Origin of the sequence: Streptosporangium sp. NPDC023615, assembly GCF_040640155.1 — a bacterium.
Taxonomy (GTDB): Bacteria; Actinomycetota; Actinomycetes; order Streptosporangiales; family Streptosporangiaceae; genus Streptosporangium.
The window spans coordinates 25451-47499 of record NZ_JBFABE010000040.1; the positions used below are offsets into that span (position 1 = coordinate 25451).

The following is a 22049-nucleotide window of genomic DNA, read 5'->3' on the forward strand; positions in this document are numbered from 1 at the left end:
GTTAAAAGGAGAGTTAATTACCAGGGCAACCCCGTGGTTCACAAATGACGGGATTCGATCGTCATGTCCGGTGGATCCCTGCGCATGATAGAGGAACATCCGGGCCGGCGGACGCACCCCGACCCCTATGGGCACCCCTGAAATACCGGTGACACCCATAAAGATGATTGCGCTTCCTTTCGAGGGTCCCGGGCGGTGGCTAATGTGCCGGTTATACGGGGTCCGAGGAGGTTCAGTGATCGAGCAGATCCTGCCCGTGACGGTCAAGGTTTTCGACACCTTTACCGACCCGTCCGATGCCGTCCTGTTTCCCGGGGAGGCCGCGCTGGTGCGCGGGACGGCCGCCGGGCGGCGCGCGGAGTTCACCACCGCCCGCGACTGCGCCCGCCGTGCCATGCGCCGTGCCGGCGTAGCCCCCGTCCCGATCCTGAGCGGCCCCTGCGGCGAGCCGCTCTGGCCCCCGGGGGTCGTCGGCAGCATCACCCACTGCGCCGGCTACCGCGCCGCCGCCGTCAGCGTGGAGCCCGGTGCCGTCGGCATCGACGCCGAGCCCGACCTCCCGCTGCCCCCCGGGGTGCTGGAGGCCGTCTCCGTCCCCCGCGAGCGCGAGATGCTGCTCGGGCTGGCCGCCCGGCACCCGCGCACGAGCTGGGACCGGCTCCTGTTCAGCGCCAAGGAGGCGGTCTACAAGGCGTGGTTCCCGCTGGCCGGGCGCTGGCTCGACTTCCAGGACGCGGTGATCGGCCTCGACGCCGAGCGCGGCACGTTCAGGGCCGAACTGCTCGTGCCGGGGCCGCGCTGGATGGGCAGGCCGCTGACCGGCTTCAACGGCCGGTGGCGGACCGGCGAGGGCCTGATCGTCACCGCCGTCGCCGCACCGGCGGCCCCGCCGCCCGTCCCGCCCGCCCACCCCCCGGAAGGAGACCCGTCATGACCAGGTTCGGGGTCGTGCTCATCGCCGAGGACTGTTCCAGGAACGAGTGGGCGGCCAGGTGCCGGCGCGCCGAGGCGCTCGGCTACGACGTGATCGCCGTGCCCGACCACCTGAACCTGCTCGCGCCGTTCCCCACCGCGCTGCTGGCCGCCGAGGTCACCGAGCGGGTGATGATCGGCACCTACGTGCTCAACGCCTCCTTCCACCGCCCGGCCCTGCTCGCCAGGGACGTCGTCACCCTCGACCGGCTCATGGACGGGCGCCTGGAGCTCGGGCTCGGCACCGGCTACGTGCGGGCCGAGTTCGAGGCGGCCGGGCTGCCCTTCGGCGCCGGGGTCCGCGCCCGCACGCTGGAGAGGCTCGTCGCCGAGCTCGACCACCTGCTGGAGCACAAGCGCCCGCCCCTCATGATCGGCGGGCACGGCGACCGGGTGCTGAGCCTCGCCGCCCGCAACGCCGAGATCGTCAGCTTCACCGGCGCGCCGTTCCGCCCGGAGTACGGCAGGACCGCGCTCGTCGACGCCGGCACGCTGCTCGGGCGCGTCGCGCACGTGCGCGCGGCGGCGGGCGCGCGCTCCACCCAGCCGGAGCTCAACGTCCTGTCCAAGGGCACCGTGCTGACGCGCGACCGCCGCGCCGGGGTGCGGAGCCTGCGCCGCTACGCCCCCGACCTCACCGTCGAGCAGCTCCTGGAGGTGCCGACGCTCTTCACCGGCACCCCCGCGCAGATCGCCGAGCAGATCCGCCGGGACCGGGAACGCTACGGGTTCACGTACGTCACCGTGATGGACTCCGCGATGGAGGACTTCGGCAGGGTCATCGAACACCTCCGGTGACGGGCCGCCGGCGCTCGCCCGCCGCCTCCGCGTTCACCGCGCCCGTCGCGTTCACCGCGCCCGTCGTCCTCACCGTGCCCGCTGCGCCCGCTGCGTCCGTCAGGCCGTGCAGGCAGGCGATCAGGGTGCGCGCCTGGATGTTCAGGTAGTAGCTGTGCCGCAGCAGCTCGTCGAGCTGATGCAGGGCGAGCCAGCGGAAGGAGGGGTGGCCGGGCAGCGGGTCCTCGTCGGTCTCCACCACCAGGTAGCGGTTGCGCGCGTGGTAGAAACGGCCGCCCTCCTCCGACAGGACGGTGTCGAAGCGCACCCGCTCCGCGGGGGCCTCCAGCACCTGTTCCAGCAGTGCCGGCCTGGCCCGCGCCGGCAGGTGGTCGTAGTTGCCCGGCGTGCACTGCACGGTCGGGGCCAGCTCCACCACGTCGGTGTAGCCGGGCTCGACGCGGGCGTGCACCAGCGCGTGCAGCACCCCGCGTACCGGCCTGACCAGGAAGGCGACGAGCCCCGTGCCCACCGGCTCGATCATCGGCTGCGTCCACCGGTTCACCTCGCGGCCGTGCGCCTCCACGCGCACGCCGACGACGTCGAAGAACCTGCCGGTCTCGTGCGAGATGCGGCCGCCGGAGCGGTGCCAGCCGCGCAGCCGGTTGAGCGGCAGCGGCCTGGCCTGGACGTCCACCGTGGAGCGGATGCCGCTGAGCCAGCTCAGGATCTCCCGCACACCGTGCGCGGCGTCCGCGCGCGGGTCGCGCGAGCGCTCCAGCAGGGCACCGAACCCACCGGGCCCGCCGGACCCGCCGGACCCGCCGGACGGCACGGCGGGCCCGCCGCCCGCCGTGCCGTCCCGCGACGGCAGGCACGCCAGCACCGTCCGGGCGTCCATGTTGACCAGGTCGGGCACCGACAGCAGGTCCCGCACCTCCCGCAGCGGCAGCCACCGGAACCCCTCGGCCGCCACCACCTCCTCGCCGACCTCCACGACCATGTTGCGGTTGCGCTTGCGGTAGAACCAGGCGCCCTGCTCCGACTGGCGCACGTCGGCCAGCACCCGCCCGCGCGGCTCCCGGAAGAAGTCCAGGTACGGCACCGGCCGCCCCCGGTGCACCCCGGTGTAGTTGCTCCTGGTCGCCTGTACGGTGGGGGAGAGCTGCGGCCCGTCGACGTTGCCCGGCTCGTTCTTGGCCTGCATCAGCAGGTACGGAACACCGCCGACGCGCTTGAGCAGGATGCCGAGGATGCCCGCCTCGGGCTGGTTGATGATCGGCTGGGTCCAGGCGGGCACCGCCCACCCGGGCCGGCGCACGTCGAGCCCCTCGACCGTGAAGAACCGGCCGCTGCGGTGGCGGATGTCGCCCGTCTCCGCGTCCTCGTGCCAGCCGGCCAGCTCCTCCAGGGGCAGCCGGGTCACGCTCATGAACGTGTGCCCGGCCGTCTCGCGCAGCCACTCCTGTACGTCGGTGATGGCAGGCTCCTCACAGCGCGATCCACCGGCGGGTCGCAGGCGACACGCCGGCTCGTCGGCGATACGTGGGCGGCTCGTGGGCGGTACGCGGCCGGTACCTCGGCGGTCCGTTCGCGGTGCGCCGACGGTCCGCCGGCGGTTCGTGCGCGGTTCGTTCGCGGTCTGTCACGGGTGACGCTGCCACGGGCCGCCGGAGCCGCTCAACCCCTGCTCCCGCGCCGACCCCTGTCCCGCGCGCGGCCCGACGATAGGGGTTCTGCTCTGGGCCGCGGCGTTCCTACCCTTCTAGGGTGGACGCCATGACCGATCACCGGGAAGTGCGGGCCAGTGACCACGACCGTGACAGGGTCGCCGAGGCGCTGCGCGTCGCCGTCAGCGAGGGGCGCATCACCCTGGAGGAGCTGAACGAGCGCGTCGACCGCACCTACGCGGCCCGCACGCTGGGCGAGCTGGACGACGTCGTGGCCGACCTGCCGCTGCCCGGAGCGCCGTCGGGGACGCCGGGGGCGCCGAGAGCGTCGTCGCTCTCGCCGCGCACCGTGCCGCTGCCCGTCGCGACGGGCGGCGACGTGCTGCAACTGCACACGACCAGCGGCCGGGTCGAGCAGGCGGGCCGCTGGAGCGTGCCCCCGTACCTGAGCGCCAAGGCCGGGCGGTGGGGCAAGGTGAAGATCGACTTCACCCTGGCCGACTGCCCGCACCCGGAGGTCGTGCTCGACCTGGAGATCACCTCCTGGTTCGGCGACATCGTCGTGGTGGTGCCGCGCGGCTGGGTGGTCCGCGACGAGGAGGTCGTCCGCCGCTGGATGGGCGCCGTCTACAACCGCCCGCCGGTCCCGCTCGCGCCCGACGGCGTCACCGTGCGGCTCACCGGCTACGTCCAGACCGGCGACGTCTGGGTGAGGTACCGCAAGGCCACGACCTAGGAGGATCGCATGGCGTGCCGGATCTGTTCGGGCCGTCTCCACCGTTTCGCCGACTTCGGCCGCCAGCCGATCTCCGACGCCTTCGTCCTGCCGGGCGACACCGGTGAGGAGTTCTCCTTCGACCTGGCCGTGGGGGTGTGCGAGGACTGCACGATGGTGCAGCTCCTGAACGAGGTGCCCCGCGAGCGCATGTTCCACGACGGCTACCCCTACCTGTCGTCGGGCTCGGCGGTGATGCGCGAGCACTTCCGCTCGCTGGCCGATCGGCTGCTCGCCACCGAGCTGGCCGGGCCCGACCCGTTCGTCGTCGAGCTGGGGTGCAACGACGGCACCATGCTGGCGACGATCGCCGCCGCGGGCGTCCGCCACCTCGGCGTCGATCCGTCGGGCGGCGTGGCCGACCTGGCCGCGGCCCGCGGCGTGCGGGTGCGCAAGGACTTCTTCGAGGCCGCCGTCGCGGCGGACATCCTGGCCTTCGAGGGACCCGCCGACGTCGTCTACGCCGCCAACACCCTGTGCCACATCCCCTACCTGGACTCGATCATGAAGGGGGTCGCCACGCTGCTGCGCCCCGGCGGCGTCTTCGTGTTCGAGGACCCCTACCTGGGCGACATCCTGGAGCGCGCCTCCTTCGACCAGATCTACGACGAGCACTTCTACCTGTTCTCCGCCACCTCCGTACGGGAGACGGCCCGCCGCCACGGGTTCGAGCTGGTGGACGTGGAGCGGCTGCCCGTGCACGGCGGGGAGGTCCGCTACACGCTGGCCGCGCGCGGCGCCAGGACGCCGAGCCCGGCCGTGGCCGAGCTCCTGGCCGCCGAGGAGGCCGCCGCCCTGGCCGACCCGCGCACGCTGCGCGCCTTCGCGGACCGCGTGGCCGGCATCCGCGACGACCTCGTGGACCTGCTGACCGGACTGCGCGCGCGAGGGGCCACGGTCCACGGCTACGGCGCCACCGCCAAGAGCGCCACGGTGCTCAACTACTGCGGCATCGGCCCCGACCTCGTCCCCCACATCTGTGACAGCACCCCGGCCAAGCAGGGCAGGCTCGCGCCCGGATCGCGCATCCCGGTCCGCGGCCCCGAGGCGTTCGCGTCCCCCTACCCGGACTACGCGCTGCTGTTCGCCTGGAACCACGCCGAGGAGATCATGGCCAAGGAGACCGCGTTCCGCGACGCCGGCGGCACGTGGATCCTGTACGTCCCCGACGTGCACCTGGTGCGGGGCTGACCGGTGAAACGCCGTGAGCTGGCCGTGGCCGGCGCCTTCGTGTTCGATCCCGACGTCCACTCCGACCCGCGCGGCAACTTCGCCTCCCCGTACCAGGAGAGCACGTTCGCCGCCGCGGTGGGCCGCCCGCTCTTCCCCGTCGCGCAGGCCAGCCGGAACGTCTCCCGGCGCGGCGTGGTGCGCGGCCTGCACTACACGCTGGCCCCGCCCGGCACCGCCAAGTACGTCTTCTGCGCCGGCGGCCGGGCCCTGGACATGGTCGTCGACCTGCGGGTTGGATCGCCGACGTTCGGCCGCTGGGAGGCGGTGGAGCTGACCGCGGGCAACGGCCGCGCCGTCTACCTCCCGCCGGGCGCCGGCCACGCGTTCGCCGCCCTGGAGGACGACACCGTGATGTGCTACCTGCTGTCCGCCGAGTACCGCAGGGAGGACGACCTCACCCTGTCGGTCCTCGACGAGGACCTCGCGCTGCCGCTGCCGGGCGGGCAGCCGCCGGCGCTGTCGGAGCGCGACGCCGCCGCGCCCACCCTGGCCGAGGCGGCGGCGCGCGGGCTGCTCCCGGACTACGCACCCGTCCCGGCGCCGTACGCGGTGCGCTGACGGCCCGTGCGGCGCCTCCGGGGTGGTTGCACTCCTGGCGCCTTCGCAGGGGTGGTGACCGCTACGGCGCCTTCCGCGGGAGCGGTACCCCCGGCACCCCCGGCACCCCCTGGTGACTCCTACAGCCGGTGACCCCTACAGGGCCTTCCGCAGCGCGGTGACGACCCGCTCCTGCGTCCCCACCGGAAGCGACGGGTACATCGGCAGGGAGAAGATCTCCCCGGCCAGCGCCTCGGTCACCGGCAGGCTGCCCGGCGCGTACCCCAGGTGGGCGAAGCCCGACATGGTGTGCACCGGCCACGGATAACTGACGTTGAGGTGGATGTCGTGGGCGCGCAGTTCCTCGATGATCTCGTCCCGGCGCGGGTGGCGCACCACGTACAGGTAGTGGACGTGCTCGTTGCCCTCGGCGGTCCGCGGCAGCACCAGGCCGGTGCCGGCCAGGGCCTCGTCGTAGCGGGCGGCCACCGCGCGGCGGCCGGCGACGTAGCGGTCGAGCCGGCCCAGCTTGCGGCGCAGGATCTCCGCCTGCACCTCGTCCAGCCGCGCGTTGTGGCCGGGCGTCTCGACCACGTAGTACGTCCGCTCCATCCCGTAGTAGCGCAGCCGCCGCAGCGCGCCCTCCACCTTCCCGTCGGAGGTGATCGTCGCGCCCCCGTCGCCGTAGGCGCCCAGCACCTTGGTCGGGTAGAAGGAGAAGGCCGCCGCGTCGCCCATCGAGCCGGCGGTCCTGCCGTGGTGGCGGGCGCCGTGGGCCTGCGCGCAGTCCTCCAGGATCACCAGCCCGTAGGTGGCGGCCAGCCGCTCCAGCGGCGCCATGTCCACGCACTGCCCGTACAGGTGGACCGGCAGCAGGCAGCGGGTGCGCGGCGTGATCGCCGCCTCCACCCGCTCGACGTCCATCAGGTACGTGTCCGCGCGCACGTCGACGAAGACCGGCGTGGCGCCGGTGGCGTCGATCGCCACCACCGTCGGCGCGGCCGTGTTGGAAACGGTGATGACCTCGTCGCCCGGGCCGACGCCCAGCGCCTGCAGGCCCAGCTTGACGGCGTTGGTGCCGTTGTCGACGCCGACGCAGTGGCGCACGCCGTGGTAGGCGGCGAACTCCTCCTCGAAGGAGCGCACGCTCTCGCCCAGGACGAGCCGGCCGGAACGGAACACGGTCTCGACGGCGTCCAGGATGTCGGCTCGTTCGGATTCGTATTCGGGAAGGTAATCCCACACGCGCGTGGCCATTCGTCCTCCTCGGGCTCCGGCGGCCCCAGGATAAACACCCCGAGCCGGAACCGGGGAACCCCTAGAACGGGCGCGAACATGAGGGGCGCTCTAGGGGTGACCGTTTCTCGCCGCCGTCCATAGATTGGGCATCGCACGCAATGCGCAAATCCTGCGGGGAGGCTCCACATGACGGGGCGTTTTCTTTTCATGTGCCAACCCGACCACGGTCATGTCATTCCCAGCCTCGCCGTGGTCGCCGAACTGGTCCGCCGGGGGAACCAGGTCACCTATCTCACCTCGCCCGCCATGGCCGGGCCGGTGACGCAGGCCGGAGCCACCGTGCTCCCGTACGGGTCGATCTACCAGGACGTGGAGCTGCGGAAGCTGGAGGACGACCCGCTCGGCCTGCTCTCGCTCTTCCTCGACGAGAGCGCGGCGATGCTCGCCGCGGCCGGTCCGGAGCACCGGCCGGACGTGATCGTCTACGACGTCTCCGTCCTGCACGCCGGGCGGATCCTGGCCAGGAAGTGGGAGCTGCCCGCCACGCAGCTCATCCCCGTCTTCGCCTCCAACGCCCACTTCTCCTTCCTGTCGGCCATCTACGCCGGGCAGGAGGGCGGGGCCGTCCCCGAGTTCCCGGGCTGGGTGGACGACATGCTCGCCAGGACCCGTGACCTGGCCGGCGCCCACGGGGTGGGCGTCGACCCGGCCGAGCTGTGGTGGGAGGTGCAGGACTCCAACCTGGTCACCCTGCCGCGCGCCTTCCAGTTCGCGGGCGACACCTTCGACGAGCGGTTCTCCTTCGTCGGCCCCTGCCTGGGCGAGCGCCCCTTCCTGAGCGGATGGGAACCGCCGGGGGACGGGCTGCCGATCGCGCTGCTGTCCTTCGGCACCGTGCTCAGCAGCCGCCCGGAGCTGTTCCGCACCTGCGTGCGGGCCTTCGCCGAGCTGCCCTGGCGGGCCGTGATCACGGTGGGCGACGGCATGGACCCGGCCGACCTCGGCCCGCTGCCGCCCACCGTCGAGGTCCGCCGGTGGGTGTCGCACCTGGACGTGCTTAGCCACGCCTCGGTGGCGGTCACCCACGCCGGCATGGGAACGGCCATGGAGACGCTCTACCGCGGCCGTCCCTCGGTCGTGCTCCCCGCCACCGCCATCGACCGGCTGGCCGCCCGCCGCATCGAGGAACTCGGCCTCGGCCGGACGCTCGACCCGGCCGGCCTCACCCCCGGCCGCCTGGTGGAGACGGTGCTCGCCGTCGCCGCCGACGAGGACCTGCGGCGGGCCGCGGGCGGGATGCGGCGGGAGATCGAGGCGGCGGGCGGCACGGCCCGCGCCGCCGACGTGCTCGAACGCCGTCTGGACGCCTGATGGAGCGGCCCGCGCCCGGCCGGGCGCCCGCGTTCGAGTTCCACGTGCTGGGCCCGCTCACCGTGTTCAAGGACGGTGCCGAGCTGCCCATGAGCGCCAACAGGGAACTGGTCATCCTGGCCAGCCTGCTGCTCAACGCCAACCGCGTGATGAGCGTGGAACGGCTGGTCGAGGCCGTGTGGGCGGGCTCGGCGCCGCCGAGCGCCTGGCGGCAGGTGGCGATCTGCGTCTCCCGGCTGCGCCGCACGCTCGGCGCCGGCCTGATCGAGACCTCCAGCCCCGGCTACCTGCTGCGCGCCGCCCCCGCCAGCATCGACTGGCTCCGCTTCCGGGACCTGGTGGCGCGCTCGCGCGGACAGGCCGCCGCCGGCGAGCGGGAGGACGCGGTCCTGCTGCTGCGCGACGCGCTCGCGCTCTGGCGCGGCCAGCCGTTCGAGGACATCCGCGGGCTGCGCTACGACGCGGCGCGGATGGCCGAGTCGCGGCTGGAGGCCCTGGAGACCTGCCTGGTCCTGGAGATCGAGCTCGGCCGCCACCACCAGGTGATCCCCGAGCTGCTCGCCCTCGTGGCCGAGTCGCCCTTCCGGGAACGGGTACGGGCGCAGCTCATGCTGGCGCAGTACCGGGCGGGCCGCCGCGCCGACGCGCTGCGGACCTACCAGGAGACCCGCCGCTACCTGCTGGAGCAGATCGGTCTCGAACCCGGCCCGGCCCTGCGGCGGCTGCACGAGCAGATCCTGCGGGACGAGTCGGTCCTCATGCGCCCGCCCGCGTCGCGGCCCGCCGCCGGCCGGCCGGTGCCCTCGCAGCTCCCGCCGCAGGTCCTGCCGTTCGTGGGCCGCGACGAGGAGCTGGCCACGCTGGACGCGCTCCTGGGCTCCGCCCGCGCGCCGGGCGCCATGGTGCTGTGCGGGGCGGCGGGCGTCGGCAAGACCACGCTGGCGGTGCACTGGGCGCACCGCCAGGCGGACCGCTTCCCCGACGGGCAGCTCTACGCCGACATGGGCGGCACCGGGCCCGCGCCGGTGATGGACCGGTTCCTGCGCGCGCTGGGGGTGCAGGACATGCCGTCCGACCCCGCCGAGAAGCTCGCCCTCTACCGGAGCTGCACGGCGCGCAGGCGGCTGCTGGTCGTGCTGGACGGCGCCGAGCACGCCGACCAGGTGCTGCCGCTGATGCCCAGCGGGCCGGACTGCCGCGTCATCGTCACCGGCGCCGACCCGCTCGACGACCTGGTGGCGCGGCAGGGGGCCGACCGGGCGTTCCTGCGGCCCCTGACCGACGACGCGGCCAGGCACCTGGCGGACCTGCTGGCCGGTGAGGCGCTCGACCCCCGGGCGCTGTCGGACCTCGTGGCCACCTCGCGCGGCAACCCGCTGTCGCTGCGGCTCGGCGCCGCCCGCCTGCGCTCCCACCCGGGCCGTCCCGCCGCCTGAGGACCGTCCGGCGGTCCGGCCGCGGGCTCAGCCGGTGCGGTACTCCACCCACGCCCGCCCGGCCGCCGCGGCCCGCGCCCGGGACGCCCGGATGCCAGCGGGGCCGTTGCGGGCGACGAACTCGCGGAACAGTGACCACGCGGCGGCCAGACCGGTCACCGCGTCGGCGGGAGCGCTCTTCCACGCGGCCACCTGCCCGACCAGGCGCTCGGTCTGTTCAGGGGAGTGACCAGCCAGGATCAGCCGCGGCACGAACAGTGCGGTCTCCACCCAGGCGGCGCCTTGGCAGGCGAGCCCCCAGTCAACGACCCGTACCCCGGCCGAGCACGTGAGGAGATTGCCTTCGTGAAGGTCGGCGTGCAGCAGCGCGGACCCGGCGAGCGCATCCAGATCCAGCAGACCGCGGGCTCGGCGGTAGGCGTCCGCCGCCAGCAGGTCGGGAGGCGGGGCGGCGAGTAACGCATCGGCCCGGCGGATCAAGAACTGCACGTTGTCGACGACAGGCGGCACCTGGGCGCCCGGGTTCGGGGTGAGCGTCTCACCGAGCACCTGGACGAGTTCCAGAACGCCGTGAAGGTCGGAGGAGCCGGGGCTGAGGTCGACCTCCCGCGCGTCGTCGACGTGCTCGATCAGGAGGGTGATCCACCCGGCGGTGTGCCCGCTCCACAGCAGTCGCGGAGCGGGAACCCCTTCGGGGAGTGCGGCACCGACGAGGCGCTCACGCTGGTAGAGCGGTGCGGACGGCGACGACTCGGGCAGGGCTTTGACGAACATCCGCCCGGCCGCCGTGTCCAGACGGGCGGCGAGTCCCGCGGTCAGGCCTCCCGGCAGCGAGGTCACGCCCAGGACGGGCCCGCACTCGGCCGTGATCTCTGCGTGGACCTCAGCAGGAAGGTCGTCCCATCGGCACCCGCCCATGCTCCGCACGGTACGCCTTCCCTACCAGACAGGGGGCCTATTTGTTGCTGTCGGTGCAACCCTGATGGCACTGGCTGCACTTGCCGGTGCCACTGCCCTCGCACGCGGCGGCGTGTCCCCACAGGCCGGCGACGACCGGCAGGCCGAGCTCGCGCATGACGGTGACGGTGTCAGCCGCCGTGCACCCACCGCTCTCGGCGCCTCCCTCGTCGGTGGGGCTGTGGTGGATGAACCGGCCGGCGTTCTGCTCGCAGAACTCCGCGTACTCCTGGGTGTGGAGGATGAACGTGTGCCAGCCGATGTCGACGATTTCGGAGGGTGCGAGCCGGGCTCCCGGGCGTGCGGCGCAGGCGGCGAGGAACGCGAGTGCCTGCTCCATGATGACGTCAGCCTGGTGGGCGTGCTCGGGGTGATCGACGGCGATCCGTGCGGTCAGCCGACCCCACAGGGCGGGGCCGATGAGGGCGCGGGGGGTGATGGCGGGCCGGTCGAGGATGACGCTCATGGGTCCTCCGAACGGTTGGGGCCTTAACTCTGTGTTAAGGGCCGCTACTCCTTGACGTTCCTCTGGCCGAGGTTCATCGTCGAGACTCCAGCGATGTGAACCGATGTGAATGGTCTGCGATGCCCCCCAAGCGAGTACGCCCGATCAGCAACACGGCCCTGGCCGCGGCGATCGAAGCCGCCGGGTGGACCCGCACGCAGACGGCGCGGCACATCAACGCCGTGGCCACGGAGAACGGTGTCCCGCTGCACTATGACCACTCGACGGTCGGTCACTGGCTGACCGGGACGACACCGCGGCCGGAGGGCATATGCGCCGGCACGGAGGCGTTTCGCCGCGGCCTTCGCCGACCGGACCTCGTACCGGGTGACCTGGGGTGGCCGGAGGTTGCCGGGCTCGCCGAGGCGGCGGATGATCCGTGGCAGGGCGACGTGGTCGCCCGGCTGACCGCCCTCGGGGAGGACGACATGCTGCGTCGCCGTACCGTGCTGACCGCTGGTGCTTTCTCCCTGGCCGGACTCGCCGCACCTCCGGCAAGCTCGGCTCGCGTCTCAGCGCGCCGGGGAGGCGCCGGAGACGCCGCCCGGATCCGCGATACCGCTCGCCGTTTCGGCGACCTGGACGACCTGTACGGCGGTGGCCACGCCCGCCACGCCGTCGCCGCCTACCTCGTTCACGACGTCGCTCCTCTGCTGCAGGGCACCGCCGGCCGGGCCCGCCCGAACCTGTTCCGCGCCGCGGCGGAGCTCACCTACCTGGCGGCGTACATGGCGATGGACGCCGGCGCCAACGGCCTCGCGCTGCGATACCACGTGCAGACCGTCCGCCTGGCGGACGAGGCGGGGGATCGGGTGTTGCGGGCCACGTCGCTGCGATCCATGGCGGTACAGGCCCGGGAGCTCGGCCACGACCGGGAGGCGCTGGTCCTGGCGGACGCGGCGGCGTCGGCTCTCGGCGGCCGGGCGCCGGGACGGACGGTGGCGTGGGTGACGGGCATGCAGGCCGAGGCGCACGCCGGGGTCGCGAACCGCCAGGACGCGCTGACCTTGCTGCGTCGCACGGAGGCGCAGTTGGAGAGGGTGGATTCGTCGCCGGAGGTGGAGTGGACGGGCAACTACCGGCGTGAGTCGCTGGCGCATCAGACCGGGTTGGCGCTCACCGCACTGGGTGACCACGTCGCGGCAGCGGAGCACTACGCGGCGTCGACAGGGTCGCGGCGGCCGGTGGAGCGCCGTACCCGCGCCCTGGTGGGGTTGCGGTGCGCCCGAGCGTACCTACGGGCCGGGGATGCGGAGCGGGCCGCAGTGGCGGTGCTCAGCCTGCGAGAGTACCTCGAAGGCGTCGTGTCGGCGCGGGTCCGCGGCGAACTACGGGTGCTGCGGCAGGGCTGGGTGCGATGCCGCGCCGACGCGCACGTGGCGCAGGCCGATGTGTTGGCGGCCGGGCTTCTGCGCTGACGCCAAGGCCCCGACTCTCCGCTCGGGATCGGGGTCGATCACGAGCCGTCTCATCCGCTTCATCTCTTGGACAGGACCCGGTCGAGGGCTTCGACGAGCGCCCGCGCCGACACCGGGCCCTCCGGGGAGCGCCAGGCGACGTGACCGTCCGGGCGGACCAGGACGGCGCCGACGGGGCCGAGCCCGTACTCCTTGGCCCAGGTGGGGGAGACGAGCGGGCCCTTGGCCCCGGAGGCCTCCGCGTCCGGGATCTCCGTGTCCGGGATCTCCGCGTCCGGGATCTCCGTGTCCGAGATCTCCACGGCGGTGAGCGGGACGCCGGTGAGGGCGGCGGCCTCCGCGGCCGCCCCGGGCCAGCCGGCGCCCGCGGGGGCGAGGAGCGTGAAGCGCGGGCCGAGCAGGTCCAGCGTCGAGACACGCCCGTCCGGTCCGTGAAGCCACACGTGCGGGGCCCGGTGGCCGGGACGGGCCACGGGGACGTAGGTGCGGTAGGGGTCGGCGGGAGCGGGGGCAGCGGTGCCGTCGGGCAGCACGGCGCCGGAGTCGTAGCCGAACCCCAGCACCAGTCCCTCGCAGCTACGCCGTCCGGCCTGCTGTTCGATCGCCTCCCGCATGGACAGCCGGCCCTCCATCATCGCGAAGGTGATCAGCGCGTTGTTCAGGCTCTGGTCCACCGTGCGGGCCGCGACGGGCCGGCGTTCGGTCTCGTAGGTGTCCAGCAGTTCCTCGCCCGCCGTGCCGCGCAGCACCGCGGCCAGCTTCCAGGCCAGGTTGTGCGCGTCCTGGATGCCGCAGTTCATGCCGAACCCGCCCTGCGGCGTCGCCACGTGCGCGGCGTCGCCCGCCAGGAAGACCGGCCCGGCCCGGAAGGCGGTGGCGACCATGGCCTGCTGCAGCCACGGCATCACGCCGAGGAGGGTGACGGGCAGGTCGGGCACGCCGACCGCGGCGCGCACGGCCGCCAGGCAGGCCTCCTCGGTGAAGTCCTCCGGGCTGCCGCCCAGCTCGGGCTCGTAGCCGGTCTGCACCATCCAGCGCCGCTCGTGGTCCACCGCCTCCACGGCGCAGGGCGGGTCGCGCAGGAACGACAGCGCGGCCCGCCGCTCGGGGGGCAGGAAGCCGAGGTCGGCCTCGAACATGATGCTGATCATGTGCCCGAGCGGCGGCGGCCCCTCGACGGCGATGCCGAGGTCCTCGCGCACGCCGCTGCGGCTGCCGTCGGCGGCCACCAGGTAGCGGCAGCGCACCACCGTCTCGCCGCCGGGGCGCCTCACGGCCGCCGTGCCGCCACCGGCGGTGGCGTCCGTGCCGGTCGCCGTCCCGTCGCCGGCGTGTCTCACGACCGCCGTCACGCCGCCGGCGGTGGCGCTCATGCCGGTCATGGTGGTGCCGAACCACACGGTGGCCTCCGGCCGGGACTCGGCCCGCCGCCGCAGGATCACCTCCAGGCGGTCCTGCGCGCACAGGAAGGTGTAGGTGGGGCTCTGCGGGGCGTCCCGTTCCAGCTCGGCGGCCGACCGGACGAAGTCGTCGGCGGTCAGGGAGCTGCCGACGCCCACCGCGAGGAACTCCTCCCGGGGCATGCCGGTGCGCTCCACCTCGTCGTGGACGCCCCAGCCGCGCAGGAGCTCCATCGTCCTGGTGGTGATCAGACGGGCCTTCGGGAAAGCGGACGTATCCGTACGCCTCTCCACCAGCAGCACCGATATTCCGTGACGGGCGAGCTCGATGGCCGCACTGAGCCCGACGGGCCCGCCTCCGACGATCAGAACTTCGGCGTCAATCTCATTCATGAACTCAGGGTCATATATTGCGAATATTCAGGTCAATGGCCAGATATCTGGGTGATACAGGCGTGATATCGGCGCTTAGTAGCTTATGTGTAAACCCCCATCAATCGTCCGGCGATTATCGAATTCCTGGAGAGATGATGCTCTTTGCCCCCGGCTCCGTGGCCGTGGTCACGGGCGGGTCCCGCGGGATCGGCCGGGCCGTCGCGCTCGACCTGGCCCGGGAGGGCGCCCACGTCGTCGTCAACTACGCCCGCTCCGAGACCGACGCCAAGGAGGTGGTCGACCAGATCGCCGGCGAGGGCGGCAGCGCGAGCGCCGTACAGGCCGACGTCACCGACGAGGACGCCGTCAAGCGCCTCTTCCGTGCGGTACGGGCCGACCACGGGCGGCTCGACGTGCTGGTGACCAGCGCCGGCGTCACCCGGGACCGCTACCTCATCGCGATGAGCCTGGAGCAGTTCCGCGCCCCCCTGGACACCAACCTCGTCGGCACCTTCCTGGCCTGCCGCGAGGCGCTGAAGCTGATGCAGCACCAGCGGAGCGGGTCCATCGTGACCATCTCCTCCTCCAGCGGGCTCGACGGCGGCTTCCCCGGCCAGACCAACTACGTGGCCTCCAAGGGCGCGATCATCGCCTTCACCCACGCGCTGTCCAACGAGGCGGCCCCGCACGGGGTGCGCGCCAACGTGGTCGCCCCCGGTTTCGTCTCCACCGACATGACCCGCACGGTGCCCGCCGACATCCGGAAGCGCTACGAGTCGCGCATCCGCCTGGGCCGGATGGGACGGCCGGAGGAGATCGCCTCCATCGTCAGCTTCCTCGCCTCGGACAAGGCCTCGTACATGTCCGGCTCGGTGGTCGTCGCGCACGGCGGCGGCCTCCAGTGACCCGCCCGACCCCCAGCCCGGCGCACAAGGAGAACCCATGACCATCGACGAACTGCGGGCGAAGGCCGCCCACCGGCGGCAGACCTGCAGCCAGATCAAGAAGATGATCGTGTCGCGGCTCGACCTGGAGATCGAGCCCGGCTGGATCACCGACGACCAGCCGCTGTTCGGCCGCGGTCTCGAACTGGACAGCCTCGACGTGCTGGAGCTCTACGTCGCCATCGAGGCCGAGTTCGGCGTCGCGCTCTACGACAGCGACATGGCGGTGTTCGGCTCGGTGTCGCGGCTCGCAGACGAGGTCGACCCCGCGCTGAGGGCGCCGGCATGACGGTTACCCAGACGGGGACCGACGCGGTGACCGGGACGACGACCGGGACGACGACCGGGACGACGACCGGGACGACGACCGGGACGACCGGGACGACCGGGACGACCGGGACGACGACCCGGGCGGCGGGCCGGCAGGCGCCGGTCCCCTCCTCGCTGACCCACGACCAGGTCCGCGCCGTGCTGCCGCACCGCTGGCCGATGCTGCTGCTCGACCGGGTCGTCAAGGTGGTCCCGGGCGTCAAGGGGACGGCGACCAAGAACGTCGCCGGCACCGAGCTGTGGTTCCAGGGCCACTTCCCCGGCCAGGCGGTCCTGCCCGGCGTCGTCGTCGTCGAGGCCATGGCCCAGCTCGCCGGCGTGGTCTTCGCCCTGGCGGGCGCCAGCGAGATCGGCTACCTGGCGGGCGTCCGGTCGATGCGCTTCCGCCGCCCGGTCGTGCCCGGCGACCAGCTCGTGCTCACGGCCGAGCAGACCGGCGGCGGCGCCGGATTCGCCGAGTACCGGGTCTCGGCCCGGGTGGACGGCCAGATCGCCGCCGAAGGAAACCTCACGATCGCCGACCCGGCGAACCAACGTCCCGCGCGAAAGGTGTGAACCATGGCCAACGTCCTCGCCACACGGCATCCGGAGGGGACCGTCTACGGTGACGTGGGCGACACCACCGTCCCGCTGCGCTTCTCCTCGCTCTCGCAGGAGTACCGGGTGCTCAGGGAGCGCGCGGCCGTGCTCGACCTCGACGGGCACGGGCTCGTCGAGATCACCGGCCCCGGCGCCGTGGACCTCGCCCAGCGGCTGCTGGCCCGCGACGTGGAGTACCTCACCTCCGACCGCTGCATGATGAGCCTCGTCCTGGACGGGTCCGGCCGGGTCGTGGACCAGGTCATCGCCTTCGGCCGGGAGGACGGGCTGCTGCTGGAGAGCTCCTGCGGCGCCGGCGCCCGCCTGCTGGACCACGTGCTGGCGCACGCCGAGGACGGCGTCGAGGTCGTCGACCGCTCCGCGGAGCTGACGGTCATCGGCCTGGAGGGCCCCTACGCCTGGGGCGTGGTCGGCCGGCTGATCGACGGGGAGCTCGCCTCGCTGCCGTTCGAGTCCGTCGTGGACACCGACTGGAACGGCGTGGACATGATCTTCGCCAGGACCGGCTACACCGGCGAGTACGGCTACCAGATGATCGTCCCGCGCGAGGCCGCCGCCGAACTGTGGGCGGGCGCGCTGGAGCACGCCGAGCCCGCCGGGCAGGAGGCGCTGGAGCTGGCGATGCTGGAGGTGCGCCAGCCGATCCCGCGCCACGAGGTCACCCCGGGCGCCTCGGTGATCGAGATCGGCGCCAACTGGCTGGTCGACATCACCAAGGCCGACTTCGTCGGCCGCGACGCCGTGGTCGAGGCGTTCGAGTCCGGGGGAGGGCGGCGCACGGTCGGGTTCACCGGCGGCGACGGCGTCCCCGCGCCGGGCACCCGCGTGCTCGCCGGCGGACAGGACGTGGGCGAGGTCGTCCACGCCGTGCACAGCGCCGGTCTCGGCGCCACCCTCGGCCTGGCCCGGGTGGACCCCGAGCTGGCGGCGGCCGGCCTCGACCTCACCGTCGACGGCCTCGGCGTCACCACGCTGACCAGCCCGTACATCGTGCCCAAGAGCTGGAGCATCCCGATCATCTGATCGGCCGGTCACGCTGAGAAGGAGGCAGAGCATGGCGCTGCGACCCGTCGTCGTCACCGGCCTGGGCATCATCTGCGCGGCCGGCAGGGACCCCGCGGAGTTCTGGACGCGGCTCACCACGGCCAGGGGCGGTCTCACCCCCATCGAGGACGAGGCGTTCGCCGTGTTCACGGCCAGGTACGCCGGACAGGTGCCCGACGCCTGGATCGACGACCAGCTCCCCGCCGAAGAGGCGGCCGGGGACCGCACCGCCCGGCTCGCGCTCGTCGCCGCCAACCAGGCGATCGAGCAGGCCGGGCGGCCGGGGCGGGCCGGGGCGGTACGGGCGGCACCCGCCCCCGACCGGTTCGGCGTCATCCTCGGCAAGTGCCAGGCCACCCCCGGCCCCGGCGGGAGCTACCAGCCCATGCACCACACCGCCGACGTGGTCGCCGAGCGGCTCGGGCTGGGCGGGCCGCGCATCCTCGTCTCGACCGCCTGCGCCGCCGGCGGCAACGCGGTCGGCCTGGCCAGGGACAAGATCCTCACCGGCGAGGCCGACGCGGTCCTGGCCGGCGGCGTCGACCCGCTGCTGTTCGGCACCTACGCCGGCTTCGCCGGGCTGCAGGCGCTCAGCACCGGCCCGTGCCGCCCCTACAGCCACTCCGACGGCCTCAACCTCGGCGAGGGCGCCGCGTTCCTGCTGCTGGAACCGCTGGACCTGGCGCTCGCCCGGGGGGCCACGCCGCTGGCCGAGGTCGCCGGCTACGGCCTGTCCGCCGACGCCTACCACGCCACCGCCCCCGACCCCACCGGGCGCGGCGGCGCCGGCGCCGTGCGCCGCGCGCTGGCCGAGGCCGGGCTCACCCCCGACGACGTCCACTACGTCAGCGGGCACGGCACCGGCACCCCGGCCAACGACACCATGGAGGCCAAGGTCATGCGCCTGGTCTTCGGCGACCGCGCCTCCCGGGTGCCCACCAGCAGCATCAAGTCCTTCGTCGGCCACACCCTCGGCGCGGCCGGCGCGGTCGAGGCCGTGGCCAGCGTGCTGGCCCTGCGCCACGGCGTGGTGCCGCCCACGATCGGCTTCGACGACGACGGCGACGGCGCACGGGCCGACCTGGACTACGTGCCCAACCGGGCCAGGGAGATGACCGTCGACACGGTGGTCTCCAACAACTACGCCTTCGGCGGCAACAACGTCTCGCTCGTGCTGACCCGGCCCCGGGACCCGGCCCCGTACGGGCCGGCGCCCCGCCGGGAGGCGGTGATCAGCGGGCTGGGGCCGGTCACCTGCGCCGGCACCGGCATCGCCGAGACGGCCGCGGCGATCACCGCGGGCCGCCGCGCCGACGGGCGCGCCCCCTCCCTCGAGGGCCGGACGTTCGCGCCGCGCTCGCTGTGGCGGCACATGAACCGCCTGTCGCGCCTGGCGATCGCCGCCTCCCGCCTGGCCTGGGAGGACGCCGACCTCAAGCTGCCGCGCAAGGCGCTGGACGACGTCGCGCTGGTCTTCGCGACCGGCGCCGGATCGGCCGAGAGCACCGGCGGCTTCGACGACAGCATCGCCCTCAACCCGAACAAGCCGGCCGTGCTGAGCTTCTCCAACGTGGTGCTGAACGCCACCGGCGGCGCGGTCTGCCAGACGCTCGGCCTGCGCGGCCCCACCACGACCCTCTGCAACGGCGCGGCCTCGGCGTCCATCGCCCTGGACTGCGCCCTGGAGATGATCGACGCGGGCAAGGCCGAGGTGGTCCTGGTCGTCGCCGCCGACGAGACCGCCGCCCGGCAGGCCCTCGCCTCCTTCGAACTCCTCGACGCCTCCGGAGCCGCCGGGGACGCGGGACCGTCCGGTGACGGCGGGCCGGTGCCCTACGGGGAGCGCCCGGCGCCACCCGCCGGGCCGGAGGCCGCATCAGGGACCGGGGCGGGGCCCGGAGCGGGGGCGGGAGCCGCATCGGGCATCGGGCCGGTGGCCGGATCCGCGGCCGTGGCCTTCGTGGTCGAGTCGGCCGAGCACTGCGCCGGGCGCGGCGGAAGGCCGTACGCCCGCGTGGCCGGCACCCGGCACGCGGCCGGGCGGGGAGCCGAACCGGTGGCGCGCAGCCTCGCCCTGCCCGGGGCGGCACCCGCCCTGGTCGTCGGCGCCGCCACCGGCCTGCCCCGCGACGGCGAGGAGGCGGCGGCGGTCCTGGCCCGCGTGCCGGACGCGCTGCTCACCGCCTCGGCGGCGCTGATCGGCGACTGCCAGGCCGCCACCGGCGCGATGAACATCGCCCTGGCCGCGCTCGCCGTCCGCGACGGCCTCGCCCCGGCGCTGGCCGGGCTCGGCACGCCGCTCGCCGGCGGCCGGGACTCGTACGTGACCGCCCCCGAGCTCGACGGGCCGGTGGAGAGCGCGCTGGCGCTGACCGCGGCGCACGACTCGGTCCGCGGCGCCGTCCTGCTGGAGGCGGTGTGAACGGGACCCCCGCCGGCGCCCTCCCCGCCGGCGCCCCTCCCGGCGCCTTCTCGGGCACCCCCGGCGGCACACCCTTCGACGTGGCCGAGACCGACCGGTTGCTGACCACCACCCGCTCGGTGCGGCGCAGGCTGGACCTGGACCGGCCCGTCCCCCGGGAGGTCGTGGAACAGGCCCTGGAGGTCGCCGTCCAGGCGCCCACCGCCAACAACCACCAGAACTGGCGCTGGCTGGTGATCACCGAGGCGGGCGTCAAGGAGAGGCTCGCCGAGATGATCCGCTCGTCGTGGACCTTCCACCGCAACGACATGTGGACCAACGCCGGGCGGCGCCGCAACGACGCGCAGGCGCGCCGCAACTACGACTCCGCCCAGGCGCTCACCGAGACGATCGCGAGGGTGCCGGTGCTGGTCATCCCCTGCGTGCTCGGCCGGCCGCCGGACATCACCGCCATCAACGCCCACTGGCGCGCGCGGATGTCCGACAAGGTCGACGAGGACCCCGGTCACCTCGTCCAGCACGGCGAGACACGGGCCAGCATCTTCTACGGCTCCATCTTCCCCGCCGTCTGGTCCTTCCAGCTCGCCCTGCGCAGCCGGGGACTCGGCAGCACGATCACGTGCCTGCACGTGCCGCACGAACGCGAGACCGGGCGCCTGCTCGGCATCCCGACCGGGGTCACGCAGGTCTGCATGATCCCGGTCGCCTACACGCTGGGGACCGGCTTCCGCCCGGCCGAGCGCTACCGCGCCAAGGAACGGACCTACTGGGAGAGGTGGGGTCAGTGACCCGATCCGAGCAGCCCGACGTCGTCATCGTCGGCGGGGGCATCGCCGGCGCGTCCGCCGCCTGCAAGCTGACCGCCGGCGGGCTCTCCGTGGTGGTGCTGGAGAAGCAGGACAGCTACCGGGACCTGGTCCGCGGCGAGTGGCTCGCCCCCTGGGGGATCAGGGAGGCGCAGCGCCTGGGCGTCGACGACTGCTTCTCGGCCGGCGGCGCCTGGGAGATCCGCGAGTGGATGACCTGGGACGAGGCCGTCGCCGCCGACGAGGTCGAGGCGGTGGACATGACCAGGTTCATCCCCGGCATCGGCGGGCCCATGTCGTTCCCGCACCACGCCGTGTGCGAGCTGATGGCCGAGCAGGCCACGGCCGGGGGCGCCCGCCTGGTGATGAACGCCTCCAGGATCGCCGTCGTCGCCGGGGAGCGGCCCGTCGTCACCTACCGGACGCCCGAGGGCCCGGCCGAGCTGCGGCCCCGCCTCGTGATCGGCGCCACCGGCCGGGGCTGCACGGTCGGCCGCCAGGTCGGCATCACCATGAGCAACTCCATGCACCACTGGGGCGGCGGCATGATGGTCGAGGACCTGGCCGGCTGGCCGCCCGACGTGCAGGCCATGGGCACCGAGGGCGACGTCATGTTCATGGTCTTCCCCCAGGGGCACGGCCGGGCGCGCCTCTACCTCAACTTCCCCACCGTCAACAAGCACCGCTACCGGGGGCCCGGCGCGGTCGAGCGCTTCCTGGCCGCGTTCGAGCTGGAGTGCCTGCCCGACCGGGGCAAGGCGGTCACCGAGTCGACGCCCGCCGGCCCGCTGTCGGTGTGGCCGTCGGTGTCCAGCGTCCCGGAGGGACCCCCGCTGACCGAGGGCGTCGTGCTGATCGGCGACGAGGCGGGCAACGCCGACACCGTGCTCGGCACCGGCCTGTCGTGCGCCATGCGCGACTCCCGCACGGTCTGCGACATCCTGCTGGACTCCTCCGACTGGTCGCTCGGGGCGTTCGCGCCGTACGTGAGCGAGCGGGAGTCCCGCCTGGAGCGCCTGGCCTTCGGCGCCTCCATCATCAGCAGGCTGCACGTGGAGTTCGGTCCCGCCGCCGTCGAGCGCAGGCGCCGGGTGCGAAGGCTCATGGCGCGCAACTTCGCCGCGCAGGTGACCGGGCTGCTCAACATGGTCGCCCCGGAGGACGTGCCGGAGTTCGGCTTCAGCGAGTTCTTCGCCGAGCGGTTGTTCAGGGAGACGGCGTGATGTTCAGGGAGACGG

General features: G+C 73.6%; 20 protein-coding genes. 15 read left to right on the forward strand and 5 right to left on the reverse strand.

Translation table 11 applies throughout. The features are described 5' to 3' along the window. Window positions 1-235: 235 nt before the first annotated feature. Together AB0G16_RS24820 and AB0G16_RS24825 are read left to right on the forward strand one after the other, a co-directional pair. Window positions 236-934 carry a 4'-phosphopantetheinyl transferase superfamily protein gene (locus tag AB0G16_RS24820; RefSeq protein ID WP_362809366.1) on the forward strand — a complete coding sequence of 233 codons (699 nt, stop codon included), beginning with the start codon at window positions 236-238 and terminating at the stop codon, window positions 932-934. Further along, on the forward strand, window positions 931-1770 hold the full coding sequence (locus tag AB0G16_RS24825; RefSeq protein ID WP_362809369.1) for a TIGR03621 family F420-dependent LLM class oxidoreductase: 840 nt from the start codon (window positions 931-933) through the stop codon (window positions 1768-1770). The genes AB0G16_RS24820 and AB0G16_RS24825 overlap by 4 nt, the downstream gene beginning before the upstream one ends. Here the strand turns inward: AB0G16_RS24825 and AB0G16_RS24830 are convergent. Next, on the reverse strand, window positions 1751-3292 hold the full coding sequence (locus AB0G16_RS24830; protein WP_362809479.1) for an NDP-hexose 2,3-dehydratase family protein: 1542 nt from the start codon (window positions 3290-3292) through the stop codon (window positions 1751-1753). The two genes, AB0G16_RS24825 and AB0G16_RS24830, sit on opposite strands and share 20 nt — an antisense overlap. 236 nt (window positions 3293-3528) lie before the next feature. Between AB0G16_RS24830 and AB0G16_RS24835 the strand changes: the two genes are divergently transcribed. From AB0G16_RS24835 to AB0G16_RS24845, 3 genes are read left to right on the forward strand one after another with little or no spacing between them, the layout of a single operon-like run. Then, entirely contained in the window at window positions 3529-4155 is a 627-nt protein-coding gene (locus AB0G16_RS24835; protein WP_362809372.1) for a DUF1707 domain-containing protein, read from the forward strand. A gap of 9 nt (window positions 4156-4164) precedes the next feature. Further along, the gene (locus AB0G16_RS24840; protein WP_362809375.1) at window positions 4165-5385 is read left to right on the forward strand and encodes a class I SAM-dependent methyltransferase; all 1221 of its coding nucleotides are present in this window, start codon (window positions 4165-4167) and stop codon (window positions 5383-5385) included. 3 nt (window positions 5386-5388) lie between these two features. Then, the gene (locus AB0G16_RS24845) at window positions 5389-5985 is read left to right on the forward strand and encodes a dTDP-4-dehydrorhamnose 3,5-epimerase family protein (protein ID WP_362809378.1); all 597 of its coding nucleotides are present in this window, start codon (window positions 5389-5391) and stop codon (window positions 5983-5985) included. Window positions 5986-6120: 135 nt separating this feature from the next. On the opposite strand, the gene AB0G16_RS24850 is transcribed toward AB0G16_RS24845, so the two are convergent. Next, window positions 6121-7221, reverse strand: coding sequence for a DegT/DnrJ/EryC1/StrS family aminotransferase (locus AB0G16_RS24850; RefSeq protein ID WP_362809381.1), 1101 nt, complete (start codon window positions 7219-7221; stop codon window positions 6121-6123). Window positions 7222-7410: 189 nt separating this feature from the next. On the opposite strand from AB0G16_RS24850, the gene AB0G16_RS24855 reads away from it, so the two are divergent. Next, entirely contained in the window at window positions 7411-8574 is a 1164-nt protein-coding gene (locus AB0G16_RS24855) for a macrolide family glycosyltransferase (RefSeq protein ID WP_362809384.1), read from the forward strand. Next, the gene (locus AB0G16_RS24860) at window positions 8574-10010 is read left to right on the forward strand and encodes an AfsR/SARP family transcriptional regulator (RefSeq protein WP_362809388.1); all 1437 of its coding nucleotides are present in this window, start codon (window positions 8574-8576) and stop codon (window positions 10008-10010) included. The genes AB0G16_RS24855 and AB0G16_RS24860 overlap by 1 nt, the downstream gene beginning before the upstream one ends. A gap of 27 nt (window positions 10011-10037) precedes the next feature. Here AB0G16_RS24860 and AB0G16_RS24865 read toward each other — a convergent pair whose 3' ends face one another. Further along, complete coding sequence (locus tag AB0G16_RS24865) at window positions 10038-10928, reverse strand: phosphotransferase (protein ID WP_362809391.1); 891 nt, start codon at window positions 10926-10928, stop codon at window positions 10038-10040. Between the two features lie 37 nt (window positions 10929-10965). Continuing rightward, the gene (locus tag AB0G16_RS24870; RefSeq protein ID WP_362809394.1) at window positions 10966-11433 is read right to left on the reverse strand and encodes a hypothetical protein; all 468 of its coding nucleotides are present in this window, start codon (window positions 11431-11433) and stop codon (window positions 10966-10968) included. Between the two features lie 119 nt (window positions 11434-11552). Between AB0G16_RS24870 and AB0G16_RS24875 the strand changes: the two genes are divergently transcribed. Further along, window positions 11553-12890 (forward strand): hypothetical protein, encoded by a 1338-nt coding sequence (locus AB0G16_RS24875; protein WP_362809397.1) that lies wholly within the window; start codon window positions 11553-11555, stop codon window positions 12888-12890. 59 nt (window positions 12891-12949) lie between these two features. On the opposite strand, the gene AB0G16_RS24880 is transcribed toward AB0G16_RS24875, so the two are convergent. Further along, window positions 12950-14683: an FAD-dependent monooxygenase gene (locus tag AB0G16_RS24880; RefSeq protein WP_362809400.1), complete on the reverse strand. Its 1734-nt coding sequence runs from the start codon at window positions 14681-14683 to the stop codon at window positions 12950-12952. 134 nt (window positions 14684-14817) lie between these two features. On the opposite strand from AB0G16_RS24880, the gene fabG reads away from it, so the two are divergent. From fabG to AB0G16_RS24915, 7 genes are read left to right on the forward strand one after another with little or no spacing between them, the layout of a single operon-like run. Further along, window positions 14818-15570 (forward strand): 3-oxoacyl-ACP reductase FabG, encoded by a 753-nt coding sequence (gene fabG, locus AB0G16_RS24885; protein WP_362809403.1) that lies wholly within the window; start codon window positions 14818-14820, stop codon window positions 15568-15570. Between the two features lie 37 nt (window positions 15571-15607). Beyond that, the gene (locus AB0G16_RS24890; protein WP_362809405.1) at window positions 15608-15898 is read left to right on the forward strand and encodes a phosphopantetheine-binding protein; all 291 of its coding nucleotides are present in this window, start codon (window positions 15608-15610) and stop codon (window positions 15896-15898) included. Then, complete coding sequence (gene fabZ, locus AB0G16_RS24895) at window positions 15895-16494, forward strand: 3-hydroxyacyl-ACP dehydratase FabZ (protein ID WP_362809408.1); 600 nt, start codon at window positions 15895-15897, stop codon at window positions 16492-16494. Before AB0G16_RS24890 ends, fabZ begins: the two co-directional genes overlap by 4 nt. A 3-nt stretch (window positions 16495-16497) precedes the next feature. Next, complete coding sequence (locus AB0G16_RS24900) at window positions 16498-17562, forward strand: glycine cleavage T C-terminal barrel domain-containing protein (RefSeq protein WP_362809411.1); 1065 nt, start codon at window positions 16498-16500, stop codon at window positions 17560-17562. A 31-nt stretch (window positions 17563-17593) separates the two neighbouring features. Continuing rightward, the gene (locus tag AB0G16_RS24905) at window positions 17594-20005 is read left to right on the forward strand and encodes a beta-ketoacyl-[acyl-carrier-protein] synthase family protein (protein WP_362809414.1); all 2412 of its coding nucleotides are present in this window, start codon (window positions 17594-17596) and stop codon (window positions 20003-20005) included. Beyond that, window positions 20002-20793 carry a nitroreductase family protein gene (locus AB0G16_RS24910; protein WP_362809417.1) on the forward strand — a complete coding sequence of 264 codons (792 nt, stop codon included), beginning with the start codon at window positions 20002-20004 and terminating at the stop codon, window positions 20791-20793. The genes AB0G16_RS24905 and AB0G16_RS24910 overlap by 4 nt, the downstream gene beginning before the upstream one ends. Further along, complete coding sequence (locus AB0G16_RS24915; protein WP_362809420.1) at window positions 20790-22034, forward strand: FAD-dependent oxidoreductase; 1245 nt, start codon at window positions 20790-20792, stop codon at window positions 22032-22034. The genes AB0G16_RS24910 and AB0G16_RS24915 overlap by 4 nt, the downstream gene beginning before the upstream one ends. Window positions 22035-22049: the final 15 nt, after the last annotated feature.